This is a genomic window from Acinetobacter sp. PFS20 (genome assembly GCF_052261015.1).
Taxonomy (GTDB): Bacteria; Pseudomonadota; Gammaproteobacteria; order Pseudomonadales; family Moraxellaceae; genus Acinetobacter.
Map to the genome: position 1 here is coordinate 2,885,137 of NZ_JBPVZE010000001.1, position 21,844 is coordinate 2,906,980.

At 36.7% G+C, this 21,844-nt stretch carries 10 protein-coding genes and 2 pseudogenes; 4 read left to right on the plus strand and 8 right to left on the minus strand.

Annotation, left to right across the window (positions count from 1 at the left end; genetic code table 11):
* Positions 1 to 24 precede the first annotated feature (24 nt).
* From ACS125_RS13585 to ACS125_RS13595, 3 genes are all read right to left on the minus strand, one after another.
* Positions 25 to 567: an Imm42 family immunity protein gene (locus ACS125_RS13585; RefSeq protein WP_443272681.1), complete on the minus strand. Its 543-nt coding sequence runs from the start codon at positions 565 to 567 to the stop codon at positions 25 to 27.
* Positions 567 to 13,439, minus strand: coding sequence for a hemagglutinin repeat-containing protein (locus ACS125_RS13590; protein WP_443272683.1), 12,873 nt, complete (start codon positions 13,437 to 13,439; stop codon positions 567 to 569). Before ACS125_RS13590 ends, ACS125_RS13585 begins: the two co-directional genes overlap by 1 nt.
* A 63-nt stretch (positions 13,440 to 13,502) precedes the next feature.
* Positions 13,503 to 15,260 (minus strand): ShlB/FhaC/HecB family hemolysin secretion/activation protein, encoded by a 1,758-nt coding sequence (locus ACS125_RS13595; RefSeq protein WP_174730133.1) that lies wholly within the window; start codon positions 15,258 to 15,260, stop codon positions 13,503 to 13,505.
* Positions 15,261 to 15,417: 157 nt separating this feature from the next.
* Here ACS125_RS13595 and ACS125_RS13600 point away from each other — a divergent pair.
* The 3 genes and pseudogenes from ACS125_RS13600 to ACS125_RS13610 form a co-directional block, all read left to right on the plus strand.
* Positions 15,418 to 15,655 (plus strand): annotated as a pseudogene (locus tag ACS125_RS13600) (alpha/beta hydrolase); the annotation flags it as partial.
* A gap of 167 nt (positions 15,656 to 15,822) precedes the next feature.
* A pseudogene (locus ACS125_RS13605) lies at positions 15,823 to 15,936 on the plus strand (alpha/beta hydrolase family protein); the annotation flags it as partial.
* An 84-nt stretch (positions 15,937 to 16,020) separates the two neighbouring features.
* A complete protein-coding gene (locus ACS125_RS13610) occupies positions 16,021 to 16,662 on the plus strand; it encodes a hypothetical protein (protein ID WP_174732671.1) in 642 nt (213 codons plus the stop codon).
* Positions 16,663 to 16,821: 159 nt separating this feature from the next.
* Here ACS125_RS13610 and ACS125_RS13615 read toward each other — a convergent pair whose 3' ends face one another.
* From ACS125_RS13615 to ACS125_RS13630, 4 genes are all read right to left on the minus strand, one after another.
* Complete coding sequence (locus ACS125_RS13615; protein ID WP_443272686.1) at positions 16,822 to 17,340, minus strand: GNAT family N-acetyltransferase; 519 nt, start codon at positions 17,338 to 17,340, stop codon at positions 16,822 to 16,824.
* 316 nt (positions 17,341 to 17,656) lie between these two features.
* A complete protein-coding gene (locus tag ACS125_RS13620) occupies positions 17,657 to 18,796 on the minus strand; it encodes a DUF3800 domain-containing protein (protein ID WP_443272688.1) in 1,140 nt (379 codons plus the stop codon).
* Positions 18,797 to 18,896: 100 nt separating this feature from the next.
* Complete coding sequence (locus ACS125_RS13625; protein ID WP_443272690.1) at positions 18,897 to 19,226, minus strand: hypothetical protein; 330 nt, start codon at positions 19,224 to 19,226, stop codon at positions 18,897 to 18,899.
* Between the two features lie 128 nt (positions 19,227 to 19,354).
* Positions 19,355 to 19,909, minus strand: a complete 555-nt coding sequence (locus ACS125_RS13630) for a TetR/AcrR family transcriptional regulator (protein WP_443272692.1) — start codon at positions 19,907 to 19,909, stop codon at positions 19,355 to 19,357.
* A gap of 808 nt (positions 19,910 to 20,717) precedes the next feature.
* Here ACS125_RS13630 and ACS125_RS13635 point away from each other — a divergent pair.
* Positions 20,718 to 21,158, plus strand: coding sequence for an HD domain-containing protein (locus tag ACS125_RS13635; protein ID WP_443272694.1), 441 nt, complete (start codon positions 20,718 to 20,720; stop codon positions 21,156 to 21,158).
* Positions 21,159 to 21,194: 36 nt separating this feature from the next.
* Here ACS125_RS13635 and ACS125_RS13640 read toward each other — a convergent pair whose 3' ends face one another.
* The gene (locus ACS125_RS13640; RefSeq protein ID WP_443272696.1) at positions 21,195 to 21,839 is read right to left on the minus strand and encodes a hypothetical protein; all 645 of its coding nucleotides are present in this window, start codon (positions 21,837 to 21,839) and stop codon (positions 21,195 to 21,197) included.
* Positions 21,840 to 21,844 lie beyond the last annotated feature (5 nt).

The following is a 21,844-nucleotide window of genomic DNA, read 5'->3' on the forward strand; positions in this document are numbered from 1 at the left end:
GATTAGAGAGCCCGCACATTTCTTCTAATTAAAATCTGCATGCTCAATTTCACAAACTATCTTTTCTAGTTCATTTTTCTTAATAAAGCACTCATTTATTTCATACTGTTTTAAATCTTTTAGAGAGAAATATGTATTAGCAATTTTATAAGAAATTAACCTTACCTCATCTTTATATCCAATACAAAATAAATCATATCTATCCTCCCCAAACAAACTACTTTCTAAATTAGCGCTATAAACAAATTCATTATAATCATAATTAATCCAATCCTTATCATTGTATTCACTCTCACTTTCAGCAACAAAATTTAAATAACGATATGAAAGCATAGATTTAAAACATTCATCCAAATTCATATAGTAATAGTCACTATTATCAATAATATGATTTAAAGCTCCTTCTATAATAGATTGCCTTTGTACATTAAACATTACAGATACATCAGAAATATAATCATTATCATTTATAAAAAAGCCACAAAGACAATCATAATCATTCATTCCATTTATATTACCAATTGGATTCATGACTAGAGCTAATTTTTCTTTATTACCAAAAATCATTATTTATTTACCTTCTTAGGATTAATGCCAAAATGTTTAAATACTTCATTAGGGATCGTATTTACTTTCATTATCTGCTGAGGGTTTTGATCTATCCCTGTTCGTCCTGCCCAATGGTAAGTATTTGAACCTGCCCCCTCATAGGTAAATTGATGTATATTCCCTTTCGAATCAACCGAATAGCGTTTACTAGAATCCCCCGAAATTGAAATAGACTTTTCAAATAGTTCTAATGAGTTTTTCGGCTCAATTCCCGCATTCGGTCTATTCCCCTCACCACCTGGAGTATGTTTAGGATTAGATTTATAGAGTAAACCATTCTGGGCTACGGTAGGTGTGGAAACAGGTAGTCTTTTATCAATATTGGCTGATGATTTTTCTTTTACACCTTTAGCTCCAATACCTCCTGTTACTGCAGCCATTACAACAGAAGCTGTTAACTTGGCAGTTTGATCATCCATTCCATATTTTTTTTGCAATTCTTTTGCAAAAACAGTATTCGAAACTGCTCCTTCTGCTTGTATTTGCTGATATAGCAATACTCCTTGATCAAAACTAGGAATATTCTGTGCTTGTATAATAGTATTTTTTATAGAATTTCTTTCTAATAAAATATTACCGTACAATTGTTTGCATAATGTGGCATTCACAGAACATATGGCAACCAACTTATCATCTTGACTATTAGCTATATTTCTATATTTTTCAATAATACTATCGCAATTCCCACCATTAGTTTTACATTGCTTCATTTCAGCATTATATTGACTAATTTGCTTACTAGTTAAATAGTTATTCTCAACCGCATTCTGTCCAATCACACCTGCTAACTGTGCATTCGATGCCGAATCTCCAACTGTGCCCCCTACAACTGCACCAATCGCTGCCGTTAAGTCTCGTATACTCGATTTCACATTTTCTGGTAATAGATTCGCATCAAACTTACCTGTTTCAGGGTTAATAGCGGTTTTGCCATCGTTGTATTGATTCGCAAAATAATCTGCCGCTGCCTCACTCGCAACTGCGGCACTGCCTCCTGCTGCTGGATTGCCTCCATTTAAGTAAGCTAAAGTTGCACCCAGAATTGCATGTGATGCTAATTGTGCAGCCTTGTTCTTGTCTTCTCCATGTCCAAACTTCTCACCAATTATATTGGCTGCATAAGGTGCAAGTGTATTGGCTGCAACCTGAATATCAGTTTGTCCACCAAGTGCGCCAGTAATCACTGTTGTAACAGCATTCAAGGCACGTCCTTTATTACCTCCCAGCCCCCATTGCTGGGTTACTGCTTTTTCATTTGCGAGCGCAGCATCATAAATACCATATTGTGCTAAGTATTGATCCTTCTCTGCCGCAGACATTTTTTTAATTTCTGCTTGTTGTTCAGGACTTAATTGACTGGCAATCTGCTTTCCAATCGTTTCTTTTTCTGCTGCTGCATTCTTGATCTGGTCTTGCGCATAGGTACGTGATGCCGCTGCAATCGTAGAAGTCGCATCTGCTACTGTCTTTTGCTTATCTAAAATAGTTTGTAAATTCGGTAAAGACTCAACCACTCTGTTGGCTGTTGCTGCATCGCCATGAATGCCCAATTGCTCAACCGTAGTCGACTGACCACCAACTTTAATATTCCCCTCACTTAAAGTGGCATAAGTCGTACTGCTGTCTTTATCAGACTCATGTTGCGGTAAGCTTGGACTAAAGCTGGTTGCATTACGCCAGTTATCATTATTGGTTGGTGTTGGTGCTTTGCTATCTCCAGTTTTACCTTTACCTAAACTTGTGCCTCCAGATAGGCTGACTGTAGTCACATCGTACTGGCTTTGATTTTCGATATTGCTAAAGGTTAAACGGTTCGTAGTCAGGTCATTTTTATCTTTAGTTGCAGTCGAAACAATTGCACCACCTTTTAAGTCAACACTATCCGCTTTTACATGGTAACCACCATCTCCAGCAAATAAACCAGACTGTTGATTAACGCTATTGGAATCACCCGAAGCCTTGCTACTACTAAAATTACCAGATGCCTGCCAAGCTGTACCAAACGAAGCTTGCAAGCGACCTCCTGCTCCAGTTTGTTTGGTATTTTGCTCAACAGTGTCTTGTAAACTTTCAACTTTGAGCTGACCACCTACATTTGCATCAATACGATCTGCTTTTGCCTGTGCTCCACGTAGTGTGGTGTCACCTTTACTGGTTAAGCTAATATTTTTTGCATCCAAAGTCGTTTGGCTATGTGTATTACTGTCTAAATGATTGCTGCCTTTACCAAAACCAGCCTCACCATAAATGTAAGCACCTGTTTGCGCACCGACAGAAACACCAACACCAACACTTAAGCCTGCATTACTGTTTTTACCATCGGCTTTATTTTGGCTTTGACCAGATTCCAGAATAATATTTTTTGAAGAATCTAGATTAATTTTATCTTCTGCTTTGACCTGCGTATTTTGAAGATGAATATCACCATTAGTACTGGTTAAGTTGACATTGCCGCCAGCTTTTAAGTTGTTTTGTTGAGAAGTGGCATAGCTACTATTTTGCTGATTTTTGCTGGTGCTAAAGCCAATACCAGATTCAGCTTTAAATAGTGCGCCACCTTTTATATCACTATAGGTTTGGTAACCCTGAGCACCTGCTGCAACAGCTTGTAATGCTTGGGTACGGTCATCTGCTTTACTGTTTTTCGCTTTATCTGCTGCATTCAACAAATCAATGAGTGGTGAACTTACACGACTGAATTGTCCAATTTTTAGGTCTTTGCTATTTTCAGATGAGCTACCTGTGTCATGGCCTTCTAAAACCTGAATATCTTGTGCCTTAATATTTAAATCTTTCGCAGCTACAACATCAGCGACTTGTTGAGTATATTGACGGCCTGCCTGAATATTGACATTGCCTTCTAAACTGCCCACTTGACTGCGTTGCTGTTCAACACCTTTACTATTGCTTTGGTTCTGACCATTCATATAACCATAGAACTGCTCAGTATCTGAAATCTGCGCGCTACCAATACCTTTGTTTGAACTCTGCTCACTTTGGCTTTGGCTGTTCTGGCTCGATTTGATATTGATATCACGAGCAGCATTAAGGTTCACATCACCTTTTGAGGCAACTGAACTACCTATAATATTAATATCGCCTTGCCCAGTTTGTAGCGTTGTTTTTCCACCCACCGAAAGCTGAGTTCCTGTCATTTGAGTACTACGACCATCACCTTGGTTTTTGTTTTTGAATGTTCCAGCAGGTGCAGCCCAATCACGGTTATCAATACTAAAACCACTTTGTTTACGGTCAGCAGTTTGCTCTGAATGACTCTCTGCAATACCCAGATTAATATTTTCCTTAGCATGCAATAATGCATCGCCTTCTGCAGAAAGCTCGGCACCTTGGCTATTAATACTTCCTTCTGTTGCAATAATATTTAAATTGCCTTTAGCGGTAGCTTGAGTGACTACAGCTTGAGTGCTGGATGTATTACTGACCTGATTTGTTTTATTGCTACCAGCTTGGATAGTAACTGGTGTCATTGCTGCCATAGACGCTTTTCGTACAGCTTCACCTTGAGCCATCACCTGACCAACGGCGCTATCCGAGAATTGACCATTGTTCATACTGTTTTTGTAAGCAGATGCGGCAGCCATAGCTGGAGAATAGGTCACACCAACCGAAACGCCAGATTGTTTGCTATGAACTTCTGAATGTTGCTCATCGGTTGCATATGCTGCATTTAAATTAACATTTGCACCTTTTAGATTAAGGTCTTTACCTGCATCTAAAATAGCTGCTTCAGTGGTCAAATCTTTACCAGCAATAATGGTCGTATCACCTTTTTTGCTACGAACTACACTTTGAGTTAAGGTTGTAGATTTTCCATCCTCTTTTGTATTTAAGCTCGATTTTCCATAACCTACACTTGCCACTCCATCAGAGAGGCTCGCTTTAAATCCTGTTTTTTTAACAGTCTGCTCTTGTTGATTTGAATATTGATTTTGTGCAGCAGTAATGTTCACATTTTCTTTGGCCTGAATTTGAGTCAATTCATTCGAAACTACCTGACTACCACGAATATTGACATTCTTGGCATCTAGAATGACTTTGTTACCTTCGACCGTACTTGCTATTGATTCATCACGTTGATCATGGATAGACTCACTTGTAGTTTTACTACTTAACGTACCTTTATGTTTATTATAAGACTGATAATCATACTGGCTTGCTTTACGGCCTTCTTCAATATCTAACTGATTAACTGCAGAAAGTTGAGTTGTACCTTGTTCGCTATTTAAACCAGAACCTTGTACTTTTATATTTTGTCCATTTAACAATAATGAGCCATTGCTATTCAGCTGACTACCGACATCTTGAGTTTTCTGGCTAGTCGCATGATTTTGTGCATCACGGTAAGTTGTAAGTTTATAACCCGTTTGTACTGTGCCAATGTCAACATTACCTAACGTATTGATCACCGCTGCACCATTGCTGTTGTTGAGTTCCGCAGCTTTAAGAACCGTATTTCCGGCAACATCAACAACTAGAGTTGCCTTATTCGGTTGAATCTTATTACCACTACCTACATAAAGCCCAGCAACACGATCCACTCCTGTTGTACTTGAACCAAAACCACCTACCTGAGTTGTCGATGTTCTTGTCGTAGTCTCAATTTTGAGATTACCGCCGACTTTAACAGCCATCGCATCTTTGGCACTGATTTGACCACCAATGTTATCGAGGTCTTTTTTCGTAGTGATATCAACGGTATTGCCCTGAATACGGCCCATCAGGTTATTAATATTATTTGCAGTAATCTGAACAGCTTCTCGTCCAGCAATGGTTGAACCATTTAGTAAGTCACCATTTAATTTAAAGTTAACACTATTACCCGTAAGTAGAGAACCGTCTCCTTTTAAGTCTCCTACACGTGCTTTTACATAAACTTGCGGAACAAGCGCTTTTGTTTTCGTTCCATCCTGTAGAGTCACGTCTTTTTCAACTAGCCAGACAATATCACTGGTCAATTGCGCAATTTGTGCAGCACTTAAAGCAATACCCGGACGTAAACCATATTGTTTGGCAAAAGTCACCCCGTTATTCATTAAGGCTTTATATTGTTCCTCATCAGATGCATAACCTTCCAAGAAACGATAACCAGTTAAGTTAGCTATCTGGTCTTGCACCATATGCTGCTCATAAAAACCATCTCCTAAACGTTTTTGTTGCAGTGCAGGATCAAGTCCTAAAGCATTCAACATATAGTCTGAAGACAACCATTGGTTGTAATTGGTAAAGTTCGGGTCAGTCTCAATGAGATAACCTGCTTTACTATCCGCCCCTGTTCTATACAAGGCGTTATTTGCAACTTTAATATTGTTGTTATTAATGGTACGAATTTCGAGTTGCTCTCCCGTACCAGCTTGATCAGGTGCAGTGGCCTGATCCGAAGCCGAGGCACCTGAAACTTGAGAAGCTTTTTGACCTTGTAATTGGTCCAAAACAGAGATTTGAGTAATATTATCTTTCAGTTGAACGCTAGATGAGTTTCCATTTAGCCCTGAAGTTTGAACATCTGTTTTTACAGAAGTTTGACCTGCTGCTTGTAAATCTTTGTTTTGTGCTACAGCTGCTTGCTCAACAACAGTTGTATTAGATGTAGCTGTTAAATCATTAACCTGAGTTGTTTTGGTCTGTGCATTAGTAATTGGGCCACTTGCACTCTTAGAAACAGCCGTAATATCTTGATTCGTTTGGTTCAGCTCATAATGATCGGCAACTTGACCTATTGGCACATCAATTGTTGTTTCAGTTGAAACTTCAAAAGGCCCTTCCCAATCACCCTCATGTTCCCAATGTTTATATACTGTTCCCTGATCTACAACCTTTCTGGTCCCGTTTATACCATTAGCTGAAACAATGGTGCCTCCCAAATTTATAAGCTCGCCTCCAGCTAAAATTTGGCTCTTATCATTAAATACCTGTGCACCGCTTAAATCCAAATTACCGCCAGCTTTAATTTGCCCCGGTGCAGACTCAACCATTTTAGTTTCATAGGTAATTTCACTATAGGTGTATTTCATCCAGTCTTCAAACCAGTTGCCATCATCATACTGGCCATCAAAGGTACACCAAGCATTACAGAATTTTTCTAGGCCATCTATACGTGATACTTCAACATTATCATCGGTTATAAAATGCTTATTAATATTATTAATCTGGGCGGCAGATAAGCGCATATTGCCTAAAGATTCAATGGTCGCGCTTTCATTGTTAACCGCACTGGCTTGACCAGTCGCTTTACGGTTCTCATCTAAAGCACCACCTAAATATAAGTTTCCGGCACTAAATATAAGCGCCTGACTTGCATAATCTTGCGTATTCGCCAGATTATTCAACACACCTACACCAAGGTTCATATCACCTCGTGAAGCAATAACAGGAGCCTTACCTTGAGCATCTGGCAAGTTATTTAAAGTGTTAGCACTAATCGCAAGATCTGTACCATAGATACGGCCCGTACCTTGGTTATTTACAGTATTTGCTTTTAGTGTGGTGTAATCACCATTAATTAGCCCAGTGTTATTAATCTGCTCTTGTGCTTCAATTTGTGTATCGTGACTTTCAATCTGAGCATTGCTATTGTTGGTTATATTGGCTGCATTTAATTTTAAGATATTGCCAGCATTAATTTTTCCATCGTTGGTAATATCCGAAGCAGTACTTAAACTAAGATTTTTATTCGCTTGTAGTTGTCCGTCTTGAGTCTGCTTAAAACTTTCTTTCAGTGTAATATTCGCATCACCCAAACTGGCAATCTGACCATCACCCGTAAGCGATTGAGCTGTAATATTTAAATTTTCACCTGATAGTAATTTGCCTTTTTGGTTATTAATAACAAGCTGATCGCCTTGTAAATTAAGCTGTTTAACGGCGCTGATTTCACCAGATTGGTTATTCAACTGTCCATTAACATTAAGTACAGCATTTTGGTTACTACGGATTGCACCAGACTTGTTATTCAAAGTTTGGGTGCTCAAATTTAGATTTCCAGCATCAATACCTTGAACAAACGCGCTATCCGTAGTTAATGTATTTTGGTTATCTAACTGCTGAGTTACAAGATCTAGCTGCCCCGTGGCCATAATATGGCTATCTGGGTCTGTTGCCACCAATTTACCTTGGTTGTTGATCTGTTCAATGGTCAACTGCATATCACCCATCGACAAAATCTGGCCAGATTGGTTATTTAGCAGTTGTTTTTGACCCGTCCCTTGTAATTTCAGGTTTTGGGTTGCAAGCAATGTTCCTTTGTTATTAATAACCTGATTCGCACTTAAATCTAAATTTTGCCCACTTGCAATGTAACCTTGCGTATTATCGAGAGCAGTAAGATTTTTTAAAGTGAGATTACCTTGGCTAAGTAATCCACCTTGTGTACCGCTATTGGTATTCACCAGATTCTGCCCGTTGGTATCAAGCACAAGTGATGTTTTCGCTTGTACAAGGCCCTGATTATTATTAAATAGACCAGATGAAATCGAAACCAGATCTGAGCTAATTGTACCTTGTTGGTTATTGAATGCTTGTTGTTGGCTATCTATATTTATCGCTTTTAATGATGTAATTTTGCCTAATTTGTTATTTACACCACCTGCTTTAACATCAATTACGCCAGTCGACTGTAATGATCCTGATTGATTATTTAAAAGTGAAGAACCTGCATTAATATTTAATGCACCATTCACACTTCCAATTTTACCTTTTGTGTTATTTAAACCATTAATGTTAAGCGTAAGATCCTGTCCTGCTGCCAAAACACCTGTTTCATTATTCAAAAGACCTGTGCTTTGTAGAGTAGCTCTACCTTGTGCATTAATCTGTCCTGATAATGAGTTATCAATTGAGCCAGCTATCACGGACATATCTTGTCCAGATTGAATAATACCAGCTTGGTTTTGTAACGCTTGCGTACCCGCTTGAAGCGTCAAATTATCTTTGGTTGCCAGCTTCCCTTGATTGTTAATCAAACCTTGACTATGGATATTGAGGTTTTGATCTGCAACAATTGAACCTTGAGTATTATTAATAGTTTTCTGGCTATTTAAATCGATTGTACCCTGAGCACTGAAGTGTCCAGCTGTATTATCTACAGATAAGGCTTTTGCCGTTAAATCAGTTTTTGCCTGTAATACGCCAGACTGATTGGTGAGAGCCTGATCGCCAGCATCAATAACTAATCCGCCTTGGATACTGCCAATCTGGCCCTGATTATTATTTAAACCTTTACTGCTCAAAGTTACATTTTGGTTTGCAACCAAAGTACCTGCTTGGTTATTAATAAGGCCTGCACTAATGATATTTAGTGCATCTTGTGCACTGATTTGCCCTTGCTGACTATTATCTAAAGAATTTACTTGTAGGTTCAAGCCAGCACCACTTAGTAATTGGCCTGCTTGACTATTATCTAATGCCCCATTGATCACCAAATCTAAAGCTGAACCACTACCTGACTGAATGGTTCCAGCCTGATTAGTTAAATTCTGAGTTGTAATTGTGGTATGAGCATTCGATGCAATTTTCCCTGCTTTATTGCTGATGTCACCCGTGCTTGTAATTGTACTATCGGTAAGCGCAAGAATAGTGCCCGAATCGTTATTCAAGCCACCACTCGTGATTTTCAGACTCGTTCCTGCTTGAAGTGAACCCGAAGTATTTAATAATTTTTCTTTTTGAGCATCAATGGTTAATGAACCTTGAACACTACCAATTTGCCCACCTGTATTATCCAAGCCCTGACTTTGAATAGAAACGTTCTGATTAGCGGCCATTACGCCATTTTGGTTGTTAATCCCTTGTTGCGATAAAACAGTTAGAGCATCTGTAGCATTAATTTGACCTTTATTACTGTTATTTATCGAGCCTGCTGTAATTTTTGTAGTATTGCCCGTCAATTTTCCTGATTGACTGTTATCTAATGCACCACTGATATTTAAAGTAAGATCAGCATTTGTCTCAATTGAACCACCTTGGTTATTCAGACTCTGCCCCGTAATTTCTATCGCATCGCCACTTTGAATTTGCCCTTTAAGGTTATTTAATTTTTGAACTTTTAAGGTCAAATGTTTTTGAGCAGAGATAAGACCAGACTGATTATCTAAATTTTGAGCGCTTAAAGTCAGATCTTGAGCAGCAAGTATTTTGCCTGCTTGATTATTTAAATCGCCTAAACCTGCATCTAATGAAACATTGCCCTGAACGCTACCAATCTGTCCTGAATTATTGGTCAAACCTTGACTGTGTGTAGTCACATCTTGTTTAGCAATGATTTGTCCAGATGTATTATTAACATCTTTACGACTACTTAAACTAAGTGAGCTTTGGCTATTCATAAGACCAGATTGGTTATTAATCTGATCAGCAGTTACAGTTAAATCTTTTTCAGCTTGTAGAGTTCCAGAAGTATTATTAACTACACCAGATCCTGCATTAATCGCTACAATGCCTTGGCTACTACCAATTTGGCCACTGCTATTGTCTAGGCCATTAGAAGTAAGAGTGACATCTTGATTCGCTACAATTTTACCAGACTGGTTATTAATGATTCCTAAGCTGGTCAGAGTTAATGCATTTTGTGCAGAAATGAGTCCACTTAAACTATTATTAATAGAACCAGCTTGAATAACGCCATTCTGACCTGCATAAATTTTGCCTGATTGACTATTATCGAGTAAGCCTGCCACATCAAGTTGTACATCATAATTAAGAGCAGAACTTAACTGACCACCCTGATTATGAAGAGTAGTCGTTTTTAGTTGTAAACCCGATTGGCTCTGAATAAAACCTAATTGGTTATTCAGTTGATCTTTAATCGCTAAGGTGAGCGGTTTCAATGTTCCGCGCTGAACCATTTGACCTTTTTGATGACTCAAACTATCCGAAGAGATATTGATCTGATTCGCCGAAGTAATTGCACCATCTAATACAACTTGTCCACCTTTGAATAATAACTGTCCATTACTGAGAATCTGGCCTTGTGCGCCTTGCAATTGATCGGCAGTGATATTCAGTTGCTGATTCCCTGCATGGATAATCTTTCCAGCTTCATTATTCAGAGCAGACGTGTTCAGGTTAATTGAAGATGCATTACTGCTAATTTCACCTGATTTGTTATTTAAACCGTTTATAAAATTTAGGGTAAATTCATTGTTCCCAGTATGCTGAATTTTACCTTGACTGTTATCAAGTTGTTTGGTGTTCAGCACTATATTTTGAGCACTCAATTGTCCTTGTTGATTATTAATGAGGTTCTGGCTAACTAGGTTGAGTTGATCTTTGGCAACTACGCTTCCAGCCTGTGTAGATATATTGCCTGTCACACTACCTAGCTCAATATTTTGTGCCTGCAATTGACCTTTTGCTGCATCAATATTGCTTTGCGCTTGTACTTTTAAATTACCGCCAGCTAAAGTTTGTCCATGTAAACCGATTTGATCAGAACTAATCGAAACATCACCAGCATTAGCTAATTTGCCTTCACGATCTAGGCCCGCTGCAATCAATCCACCTACACTATGTTCTAAAGTTGAACTGGTAATCTGGACATTTTTTCCAGCCGCCAAAGTACCAGCATTCTGAGTATTTTGTCCTGTAATCGTTAAATCTTGATCTGCATAAATACTACCCGTGTTTTTAAGTTGATCATGCTGTAACTTTATTGATTTAGCTTGAATCTGACCTTGAGTATTATCAAACTGCTGAGCAGTACTGTTTAAATTTTGCTGAGCCGCAATAGATCCTTGATTGTTATTAACCATCACATGTTTCTGATTAATTTGATTTGCAACAATTTGTCCAGCAGTATTATTAAGAGATTGGCTATTCAGATTTAAATTAGTTTTAGCCTGAATGAGCCCCTCAGTATTATCAATTGCTTTGTTTGCTTTGATATCTACAGCTTGGTTTTCTGAATAAACAACACCTGACTGGTTCTTCAAATCACTTGCAGTAACATTGACAGTTGCTCCACTTGCAATTTGTCCATCAACATTATTCAACTCACCAGTTACATCTAAATCAAGCTGTCCAATCGACTGGATTTTTCCACCTTTATTGTTGGCAGACTGACTTTGAATATTGAGACTACTATTAGAAGCAAGCTGGCCTTGTTGGTTAGTAAAACTTGAGGTTTGGATATTGGCACTTTTAACAGTAAGCTGACCTTGGTTATTATTAAAGCTATTTCCTTTAATATTGATAGCACCTAAATTAAGTTGGCCGCCTTGGTTATCTAAACCATTTTGGCTGTCTAAATCTACACCACCATTGGCAACAATTGCACCTTGATCATTATTCAGTACATCTGACACATGGATAAAACCAGTATCGTAAGTTTTTGGAGTTGTATCTACTGGAGTTACAACACCTAAACTTCCACCATCTTTAGATGGATCTGTTGGGACCGTCGGAACACTTCCACCTGTAGATCCCCCCGTACCGCCACCAGTATTACTCTTAGCAATTCCGATTTTACCGCCAAGGTTTGTCATTGAGCCTGATTTTAAATCAAGCCCTTGTAAACCAGTCTGTTCGATAGAACCGCTATTTTTTAATTTTGTAGAGTTAATTGCTATTCGGGCAGCATTTAACGTACCACTATTAGTAATTGTATTCTGATTTTGAAGATGTAACTCATCGGCACTACTGATTAGACCAGAGTTATTTAGATTTTGGCTCTCAACTGAAATTTGTGAAGTTGCGCTACTGATATTACCTGTATTCTGAATGTTTTGAGCTTTAAGTTGCACCTGATCTTTATTTGCAATCAAATTTCCACTATTGACCAGATCACCTTTTGCATTCAGGGTAAGGGTGCTTTGAGTACTGTTAATCGAGCCAGCATTACGAACACCTAACCCTTGCTCTGTCCCCACCAAAAAGATTTTACCAGCATACATTCCACCAAGCTGGCCCACATCTAAGGCAAAGTTCGGCTTAGGTGTAGATGTAGCCCCTGTAGTTGCTGTAATTTTAGGAGTAACTTGGTCTCTAACTTGAATATCATTTTGTCCAAGTACCGTGTTAAGTTCATTGGCATATAGCCCCGCGTTGACCTTTAAGGCACGCGTATAAATATCGGTATATGGTGTTAAGCTTCCATTTAAGCCTTTACCTTCAATCGTAACTTGCCCTTCACGAACGCGGAATGATTCAAGATAACCTTGATTCATTACTGCTTGGCCTGTAGTTAAAGTAAAACGGTCTGCGTTAATCACACCACAGCCATCACAAATTAGACCTGAAGGGTTTGCAATTACGACTTGAGCTTGTTTTCCGGCAACTTCGATATAACCTTTAAGCTGACTTGGGTTACTGCTATTAACCTCGTTCAAAATAACTTTGGCTTCACCTGTGGCAAGCCAAGGGTTGCCTTGTACCCATCCACCAATCTGGGTTTGAGTATTATTACGCGAATTATTTAAAATCGCGCCTTCTTGCCCAACATCAAACTGCGTATAGGTATTCCGCGAAACCCCACCCGCACTAGGTGTCTGAATATTGACTTGAGTTGTTCCATTGGCACTATTTAAAATAGTTGGCTGCTGTGATGTCGGAGCACCTTTGTCTGCAACGATTTGAGTTCCAGCAACACTACTCATTGGCAAGCTGATTACCAATGCCCCTAAACAACCAATAACTGCAAAGTTAAGTGGATTTAATTTTTTATAATGAATAGGTGGAACAGAAGACTCCACAGCACCTGTTTCCATTGTTCCCTGACTTTGCCCTGCTTGCTTAGTTTTACTTTTTACAATCTCGGCAACAGCAATAAACATACCGCGAGCATGACTAAAAATAATACGGTAACGGTTCTTATTCATTTTAAAATCTCACTAAATCTTTTTTTAATACAATTGATTGCGTTCAGGACCTTTGAACTTAAATTAATAGGTCCAGTTCACGCTAAATCCAGTCGTGTAATCATCCGTTTCAAAGTGATCTGGCTTTTTCAACGGTGCTCCGACAAAAACGTCATAATTCAAACGCAGAGGGGCAATTTGTCCACGCAAACCGACAACTGCACCTAACAAACTAGTACCTGGTAAAGGGTTCGGATAATGCGCGGTTTTTCCACCTACTTCACCATAATCAATACCTGCATACCATGAATATGGTTTATTCATGATTGAGCCACTCAGTTCATTGCGAACTAAAAAGCCATTATCTGCCAACAAAGTTTGCTCACCGTCAAAGCCTCTTACGGTATAACGGTTTCCAATCGAGAAACGGTCTTGTGGTGTTAGAGGTTTATTACTGTGCTGGGTACGCCATTCTGTAAGATATTGCAGGTTCTGTTGCCCTACTTTAAAAGGAACTTGTAAACTGGCATTGGCCTGTAAAATCCCGACATGTGTATAAGCTTCACCAAAATCTTCTTCTGGTGCTCTCATTGCATTAAGCCAGCCTGTACCACGCTTATAAGTCACATTACCGCTTAAAGTGGCATTAGAAAAATATTCAGTATGATCAAGACTTGCTTTCCAGCCCGCAGTTTTTCGGCGTTGTACTTCTACTTCGACATCATTGATATAGTTTTGTGATTCACGGTACCAACCACCAAAACCTACGGCAGTTTTACGGTGCGCATCGCGATAAATAATTCGGGACAAATCTGCATTAATGAGTTCGCTTTTACCGCTATATTGATAGGTCTCACTACTTCCAGCAACTGTTTGTAAATAGTTAGAGCGGCTATAACTGGTTGAAAATAACCAATAATCAAATGGAATGGTATAACTTGCATAAAGGCCATCTGTACCATGCTTACCAGAGCCGCTACCACCTAAATCATGGTTATAACTAACGTAAAATAAATCATTTAAAATCAACACATGATCAAGTGACAAAGTCGCTGTACCTTGATATTTTCCTGTAGCATCAGAACCTGAATCATCAATTCCCACATGTAAGCGATAAGGTTTAGCCTGTTGCCATGCAAGAATCACATCACTATAGCCTGGCTCATTTTTTTGTTCTGCTGGTTGGATTTTAAAATCAGCCTCAACCGTAGGTACTCTTTTAAAGTTTTCTAAGCCTTGCTCCATATCACGAATATTTAAAAGCTCACCCGACTTCATCGGTAAAGCGTTCCATAAATGAGCACGTTTAGAAGTACCTTCCGCAAACTTAATCTGATCAACTCGGCCTGGAATAACACGAACGCGTACTGTGCCAGATGCGATATTTTGCTGAGGAAGCAAAACTCGTGTTGTGACATAACCATCTGCAATAATTTTGTTTTGAACAAGATCAAGTGCCTGATTTAGGCCATTTACCCCCAAGCAACGTCCAATAATATTGTTCTTACCAGTCGTAATCACATTAAAATCTGATATGAATTGATGAGCTAAATCACCTTCTAAAAGTATTTTTTTAATTTCAAAACAAGGAGTTTCACTATTAGAGCGTAAATATTGTAATTGTTGAGCTAAATTTTTATTTTGTTCTTGCCCCAGATTGACATTCACATTGGGCTGGATTTGTTTTTCTAGTGCCGTATCACGTTGTTGTTGGCGAGTAGACTGATCAGCCTGAATTCGCTGTCGAATCGGGTCATCAGGATCTGCAGCGTAACTTAATCCCCCCATAATCGATAAACAGATAAATAAGGCACTTTTATTAAATTTGTTATAGTTCACCATAAACTAGGCAATCCGTGATAAATATCAACTTAATTTTATTTTAACAAAACCTTAACAAAGTGGAAGCATTTTTTATACAGATTTGTCTGTATATAAATCAAAATTCAATGATTTTCGTCGGAAAATATTTAATAAACTAATAAATTAAACGTTTGATGCATCTTATCAATTCGATGCATTTCATTTGACAGAACACTTACTCACTCCCCCCTTACAAATTGTAATTGATGATATAGCTGGTATATTCGGTTCTTATCGTGACGGTTATGATATATAGCAAAGCTGCTTTTAAAGATAAAAACCTTTTTATGGTTAAAGGTGCGAGCCATTATGACTTATATGATCAACCTGAACCTGTTGCTCAAGCTTTAGAAAAAATTATTCCGTTTTTTTAAAAACATCTTTAAGTGAAATATTGGAAAGTTTCTCAATCGGGGAACTTTGCAACCTTCATCGTGTGCATCTAATTTAGTAAAAACAATTAAGAAAATAATATATTGATTTCCAATTTCAATAGTTAGAGAATCACTCGCAATCATAAATAACTACAATAGAGTTTTATATGCTTTCTAAGCAGAAAAAGAATATAGCCCTTTACTATATTCTTTCTTTAATTTTAGTGATTGGCTTCTATGCCTTTTTTCGTGTATCTATTCTTCCTTATATTTATACCAAGATGGATAGATGGAGGACAAGTCGTACCAAATCCATCCTATACCAATCATGAATTTACAATCACATCTGCGACAAGACGTAAAAAATGAAACAGCAATTAGCACTATTTATTATTGGTTCAGCACTTCTAAGCGGCTGCAGCAACGCCTCTGAAAGCACGAAACAAACCGAAGTAAAAACTGAAACTCAGGCACCTAAAAAGCTGTCTGCTAAGGATCAGCAAATTTTAGATAAACACAATGATTATGTTCAAAAGTATTCTCTTGAAAGTCCAGAAGTTTTAAAAAAACGTATGAAGGAACTATTGCCTGAAATTAATGCAATGGAAGACCAGGGCAAAAGAGAAATGCTTCAAATGAATGTGTACTTAGCTGCACAGATGTACGATGAAGCCTTAGCTTTAACTGATAAACAAATAGCAAGAAAGCCTGAAAATCCTGCTCTATATATCGCTAAATGCCAGATATTAAATATCCAGCAGAAAGATAAGCATTTGATTACTCAATGCTTTGATGATGCAGCATACATTTTAAAAGCAGAGCTAGATAAGCCAGAAAATAAGACAGATCCTGATTATAAGCAAGGTGAATTTACCTATTTACTAGCCAAGTACAAAGGCGGACACCCAGAGTACAAAGAGAAAATGCAAAAGTACATTGATGGAACTCAAGATGAAAAACTAAAGACTTCGTTTAAAACTATTTACGAAGTTGAAGTAGGTAATTAATTAAAAAGCCCTGATTCCTCGGGGCTTTTTTTTAAAGTGCTCTAACGTAAATAGAAGCATCTGACTTAAGCACTCTAAGCTAGCTATATATTTCGTTAGTAAGGCTATGTTCTATATTTCACTATAGTTGTATATGCATTTGAATAGTTACTTCTAGTTTCAAACAAGCCTCTTATAATAAATAGCTGTGCCGTCGTAGTTCCCATTTGAGCTTAATGCAAAATCTGGAATTACACCCACACGGACAAATCCAATTTTACTATATAAAAGTTCGGACACATCGCCTTCACGTGTATCTAAGACAAGTAAGCGCAGACCATTTTCTCTTGAAAATTTTTCTAGTTCATTCATTAGTAACGTGGCTATTCCTTGTTTTCTTGAAGATGTCAGAACCATGAGTTTTTCAACTTCTGCTCTATGAACGCCGTTCTTTTTACTCACCAAAGATAATTGAACACTACCTACAATTTTTCCTTGTTGAATGGCAATCCATAGACGGCTATTACCTTGTGCTAATTTATGGTTGACCTCACGCCAATAATTTAAGACATCATTCTTTTCTAGAGGAGCTAAGAAGCCTATTGAAGCTCCGTTATTTACAGAATCTTCTAATAATAACGTTAAGCCTTCTTCATAATTGCCAATTTCTTTTATTTCTAAAATTTCAATGTCTTTCATATTTTTTCTCAAAGTTATTTGAATGAAATTCAATCTAGCCATTTATAAAATGATTATCAGGTAAATGATAAAATTATTTAATTAATTGAAAAATTATTTTAATATAAATTTTTGTATATACAAAATCGAGGTAATTTAGTTGAAAGATAATTACATTAATTCTCTCACTCAGAAGAAAGCTTTTGATTATTCAAAAGCTTTTATTTAATCCTAAACTTAGATATGAATTAAAATAAATTAACTAATTATTTAAAATTTAAAGCAATCCTATCAAGAGGGTATTAAAGTCAATATTTAGAGAGTTAAGAATTTTTAACTAAAGCATCGATTCTAATCTTAAATAACGATCTATCTCTAAAATTTCATTTTCAATTCCATCAATTAAATTTAATTTTTCTTTACTTTTATCAGTGAGTAAATTCAGAATATACCAATTACGCTTACCTTCAAATGTAAGAATACTAGCATTTGAAAAATCTCCTCCTAAAAAAGTTACTAATGCTGATTTATCATCTAATATTTTCTGCATCCATTTTTTTGCATAAGGGTCATCTTTTTTTACATTTTTATAAGCAAAGTTAAATATACCTGCTATTGCATCTGCCAATTGAATCCCATGTGCAATTTTAGAATCAATCATTGAAATTGGTTGTTTTAAATTAAATGTTATTGGTTGTTCAATTTCTAACTTTTCATGAATTTGACTTTTCTTTTCAATTCTACCAATCATTGCATTAAATATATCTTGATTAGCATTTAATGGTTTTGAATCATCACAATAAACATCAAGACTATTAATTTTTTCACCCCATTGAGCTAGTGATGAAAATAGACACGTTGTTGTTAAATCTAATAACCACTTTCCAGAACCATTACCTAAGTATCCATCCATTTCATTAATGAAACTATTTTTATGATAATAAGAAAAAGTTTTTATTTGATCCAAAAGTGGATGGGTGCTATTTGAAAGTGGTTGGAATAAATCCATTGTAGGTGTTTCTACACCTTCTTTAACAATAGTATAGAACTCATCAAACAAATCTTCAGCAGGTTTATCTTCTAAAGTCAATGCCAAATGTAAACCATCAGTTATAAATCTATGAAAATCAAGATTATAAAAAATAGAGTTTTTATTAGCTAAGGAGGGCTCAAAAATATATTCAAAAAATTTTCCAGCTATCGAATATTTTTTATCACAAATACATATTTTAAAACGACCATCTTTTAAATATTCAAAAATTTCGTCTAAGGCTTTTTTTCCATTTTCATATTGCAATAATTTATTAGATTTAATTTCACCATTTTGAATATTATACTTATCAATAATATAATTTACAAAATTTTTAGCATCTTCATCTGTTGACAATACTGATGCATAAGTGAAAATAGGTTGTTCTTTATCTAACAATCTATTTCCAGTAAATCCTGATTCATCACAAAATATTTTTAATTCCATATCAAACTCTATTATAGGTAACTAGAAAATTACATGAGTTTATTATATATAAACAATTAATAAAATAAGAGCATATACCCAGTACTGTGAACTCTTTTACTTATAACCAATAAGCTTTAATTTCAGTATAATTAATCGCTAAATTCAAAGCCCCAAAGTTCCCAGGATTTCCTAAATTTCCTATATTTCCAAAATCACCTAAAGATCCAAAATTCTGTAATTTATAGGGAGAATTAGTATCGTAAACCAAACGTTCATCAAAAATAATTTCCCCTAAATAGTTACCCTTCATATCAATAAAAATTTCCAAATCAGGTAAATAATGTCCAATATTTTCACCAGTCGGAGCATATAATTGTTCATCAACCCAATTAGCAATATGTTTACCTGTTAAGTCAAAAATAAAATCAGGTTGCTTTTTATTAGTCATAATTTCCTCAAGTATTAGTTTGCTTTTAAATTCAACAACATCATTCTATATGAAAAAATATATAAAAACTGCACTACATATCAAATTTTACTTATTTGTTGATACGCTATTTCGATCAAAATTATCCCTCACCCAAACCCCAACAAAAAATACTCAAGCAATCTCTTCCGTTCATCTGGTTTGTTTGGGTCTAAAAGCTGAACCATTGCCCCATCAATCACAAACAAAAACATGTGTGCATCTTGTTTTGAAGCATTTTCATTGCTTTTTAAAAGCAAATTATAAATTTCATTAATAAACCAGTTTCGATAGTCAACCACGGTCTGATAAGCCTTAGGATGTGTTTTAGCAATTTCAAAAATCGCTTTAAACGGCAAATGGTAAAGCCCATCTAAATCGGCGTGTAAGTAATAAATTTTGCGGAGTTTTTCAACTAAGGTTAATTCTTTTTGAACATTGATAATCGACATGACCTCATGTTTAAGCCCATCTTTTTGAAAGGTTAGGCTCATTTCAATGAGACGTTCTTTAGAGTGAAAGTAGTTATAAAAAGTCGCTTTTGGAATTTCAGACTCTTTAACAATTCTATCGATGCCGACCAGATGAAACCCGTTGTAGTGAAATAACTCAATTGATTTATTTACGACTTTTAATGCACGTGTTGGGAGAACTAAATGCTGCATATTTTTACCGTTATAAAATTATTTTTGTATATAAATGAGATATAAAAACCGCTGCCTTTTGGGAGAAAAAAGGCATAGCAAAGCCGTAAAGACTATGCGCAGCACATCTCAAGTTTTAATTGTCTAAGTTTTAAGTAATAACGAGCTAAAGCCTGAAAAAGCCTTACGGCGATCAAGCTGCGTTAAATGTTTTAAGCTGTGTTGTTATAGCTTTTGGCAATGGTTGCCAAGAAATAATGGATGTGCAAAGCCAACTCCTTATATATGGAGTTCTGCCAAGACATTAGAATTATGGTGGCAGAACGAAAGAGGGTTCGCAGACTGGTTTGGACTCCAGCACACCCGAAGGTGTCCCTCTCCCGTCCTACCGCTACGGGAGGGAACGAGATTTACATGCAAAACTATTCCTCAGAAGAAATAGCTCTGATGTAGTCCAAAAAAACGGTCTGCGAGAACCGACTGGCAATGTAGGCCAGCCCGCAAATGGTAATCTCCAATATTTGAAGTGTCAATGTGAAATTGGCTAGAAATTATTTAAATAGTTATTGTTTTTCATTTAATTAGATAATTAAGGAAATTCTTAATTAATATTTAACATCTACTTTTATATCATTAAGTTAAAGTTCAAAATTTTAGAAAGTTAAGTTTTAAATTGGCTCCTCTTAACTAAGAATGAATATATAAAAATGAGTGACTAATCTTATTAATAGATATTTTTTATGAGTGGCTATTCAGTATAAAATTGTGTTTAAGCTTCCAATCTCACCAATTAGACCGCGTCATATACTAAAACTGATAAGAGCAAAAAATGACTCAAAATAAAGTTGAATTAGCAGAGAAATTATCAAAAGAATCGCATCAAGGTCAAAAGTATGGTCCTCATGATTACTTTGAGTACCATATTAAAGGTGTGGTTAATTCATTAATTGAGCACCGATTTTCACAAGTCTATATTATTACCGCCCTTCTACACGATAGCGTTGAAGACACACCTCTTACGCTAGACAAAATCGAAAGTTTGTTCGGAAAAGAAGTCCGTGATGCCGTTGATGCATTAACTAAACGAGAAACTGAAACACGCGAAGAATATTTAATTCGTTGTAGTTTGAATCCGATCGCTCGAGTTGTGAAACTTCATGATGCAGCTTTTAATGCGCATAACTCTCATAAGGACAATAATCACTCACGTGTAGATTATTACCTTCAAACGATGCTAATTGTTTCAACGGCGCAAGATAGATTGGAGTAAAAAGACAACGAAATGAATCCGTTGCCTTTTTATTTTTTACGATTGTGCAAATGCCCAAATGTCTTTTGATGCAACTGTGTCAGATACGAGTCTAAAACTCATAGGTTCTAAGTCTTCATCTACCACAACATAACCTTTTAAGTTGTTTTTTAGCGCATCACACTTATTATCGGTAAGTTGATAATTTGCAGTGTCCGCTAATGCACTTTCAGTAATAACACCTGTAAACACACAATTTGGGTCTTTTGAGACAATCTGTCCTTGTGCATTGACCTCGGCATTGACCGTTGTTCCATCTGGAAACGATAAATCATAGGTGCCGACCAATTGATTCAGAGAAATTTTCTGATCATCAATTTTTTCATAATGTGCTAATTCAACGGTCATTGCTTGGTTAGACTGATTGCTCTGCCAAGCTTTGGTTTTTGCATCATAGCTCATCACAATCTTGGCGCGATTTTCGTCATCATCTAAAACCAATAATTTAGAACCATCTGCACCAGAGTAATATTTACCCGCCATAGGTAACTCTTCATCAGTTTCGGTACTAATAATATAAGTACCGACATCTAAGCTCGGAGCTAGTACAGGTTTTTCAGTCGAAACTTGGTCATCATGATCATTGTCATTACAAGCCGCCAAGCCAAGCCCAAGAAGTAAAACCAACAAACAACGTTTCATGGTCT

What these genes read in the sequence shown, in the direction of transcription:
- ACS125_RS13585 (WP_443272681.1), bottom strand. Translation starts at nt 567, where the DNA reads ATGATTTTTGGTAATAAAGAAAAATTAGCTCTAGTCATGAATCCAATT.
- ACS125_RS13590 (WP_443272683.1), bottom strand. Translation starts at nt 13,439, where the DNA reads ATGAATAAGAACCGTTACCGTATTATTTTTAGTCATGCTCGCGGTATG.
- ACS125_RS13595 (WP_174730133.1), bottom strand. Translation starts at nt 15,260, where the DNA reads ATGGTGAACTATAACAAATTTAATAAAAGTGCCTTATTTATCTGTTTA.
- ACS125_RS13610 (WP_174732671.1), top strand. Translation starts at nt 16,021, where the DNA reads ATGAAACAGCAATTAGCACTATTTATTATTGGTTCAGCACTTCTAAGC.
- ACS125_RS13615 (WP_443272686.1), bottom strand. Translation starts at nt 17,340, where the DNA reads ATGAAAGACATTGAAATTTTAGAAATAAAAGAAATTGGCAATTATGAA.
- ACS125_RS13620 (WP_443272688.1), bottom strand. Translation starts at nt 18,796, where the DNA reads ATGGAATTAAAAATATTTTGTGATGAATCAGGATTTACTGGAAATAGA.
- ACS125_RS13625 (WP_443272690.1), bottom strand. Translation starts at nt 19,226, where the DNA reads ATGACTAATAAAAAGCAACCTGATTTTATTTTTGACTTAACAGGTAAA.
- ACS125_RS13630 (WP_443272692.1), bottom strand. Translation starts at nt 19,909, where the DNA reads ATGCAGCATTTAGTTCTCCCAACACGTGCATTAAAAGTCGTAAATAAA.
- ACS125_RS13635 (WP_443272694.1), top strand. Translation starts at nt 20,718, where the DNA reads ATGACTCAAAATAAAGTTGAATTAGCAGAGAAATTATCAAAAGAATCG.
- ACS125_RS13640 (WP_443272696.1), bottom strand. Translation starts at nt 21,839, where the DNA reads ATGAAACGTTGTTTGTTGGTTTTACTTCTTGGGCTTGGCTTGGCGGCT.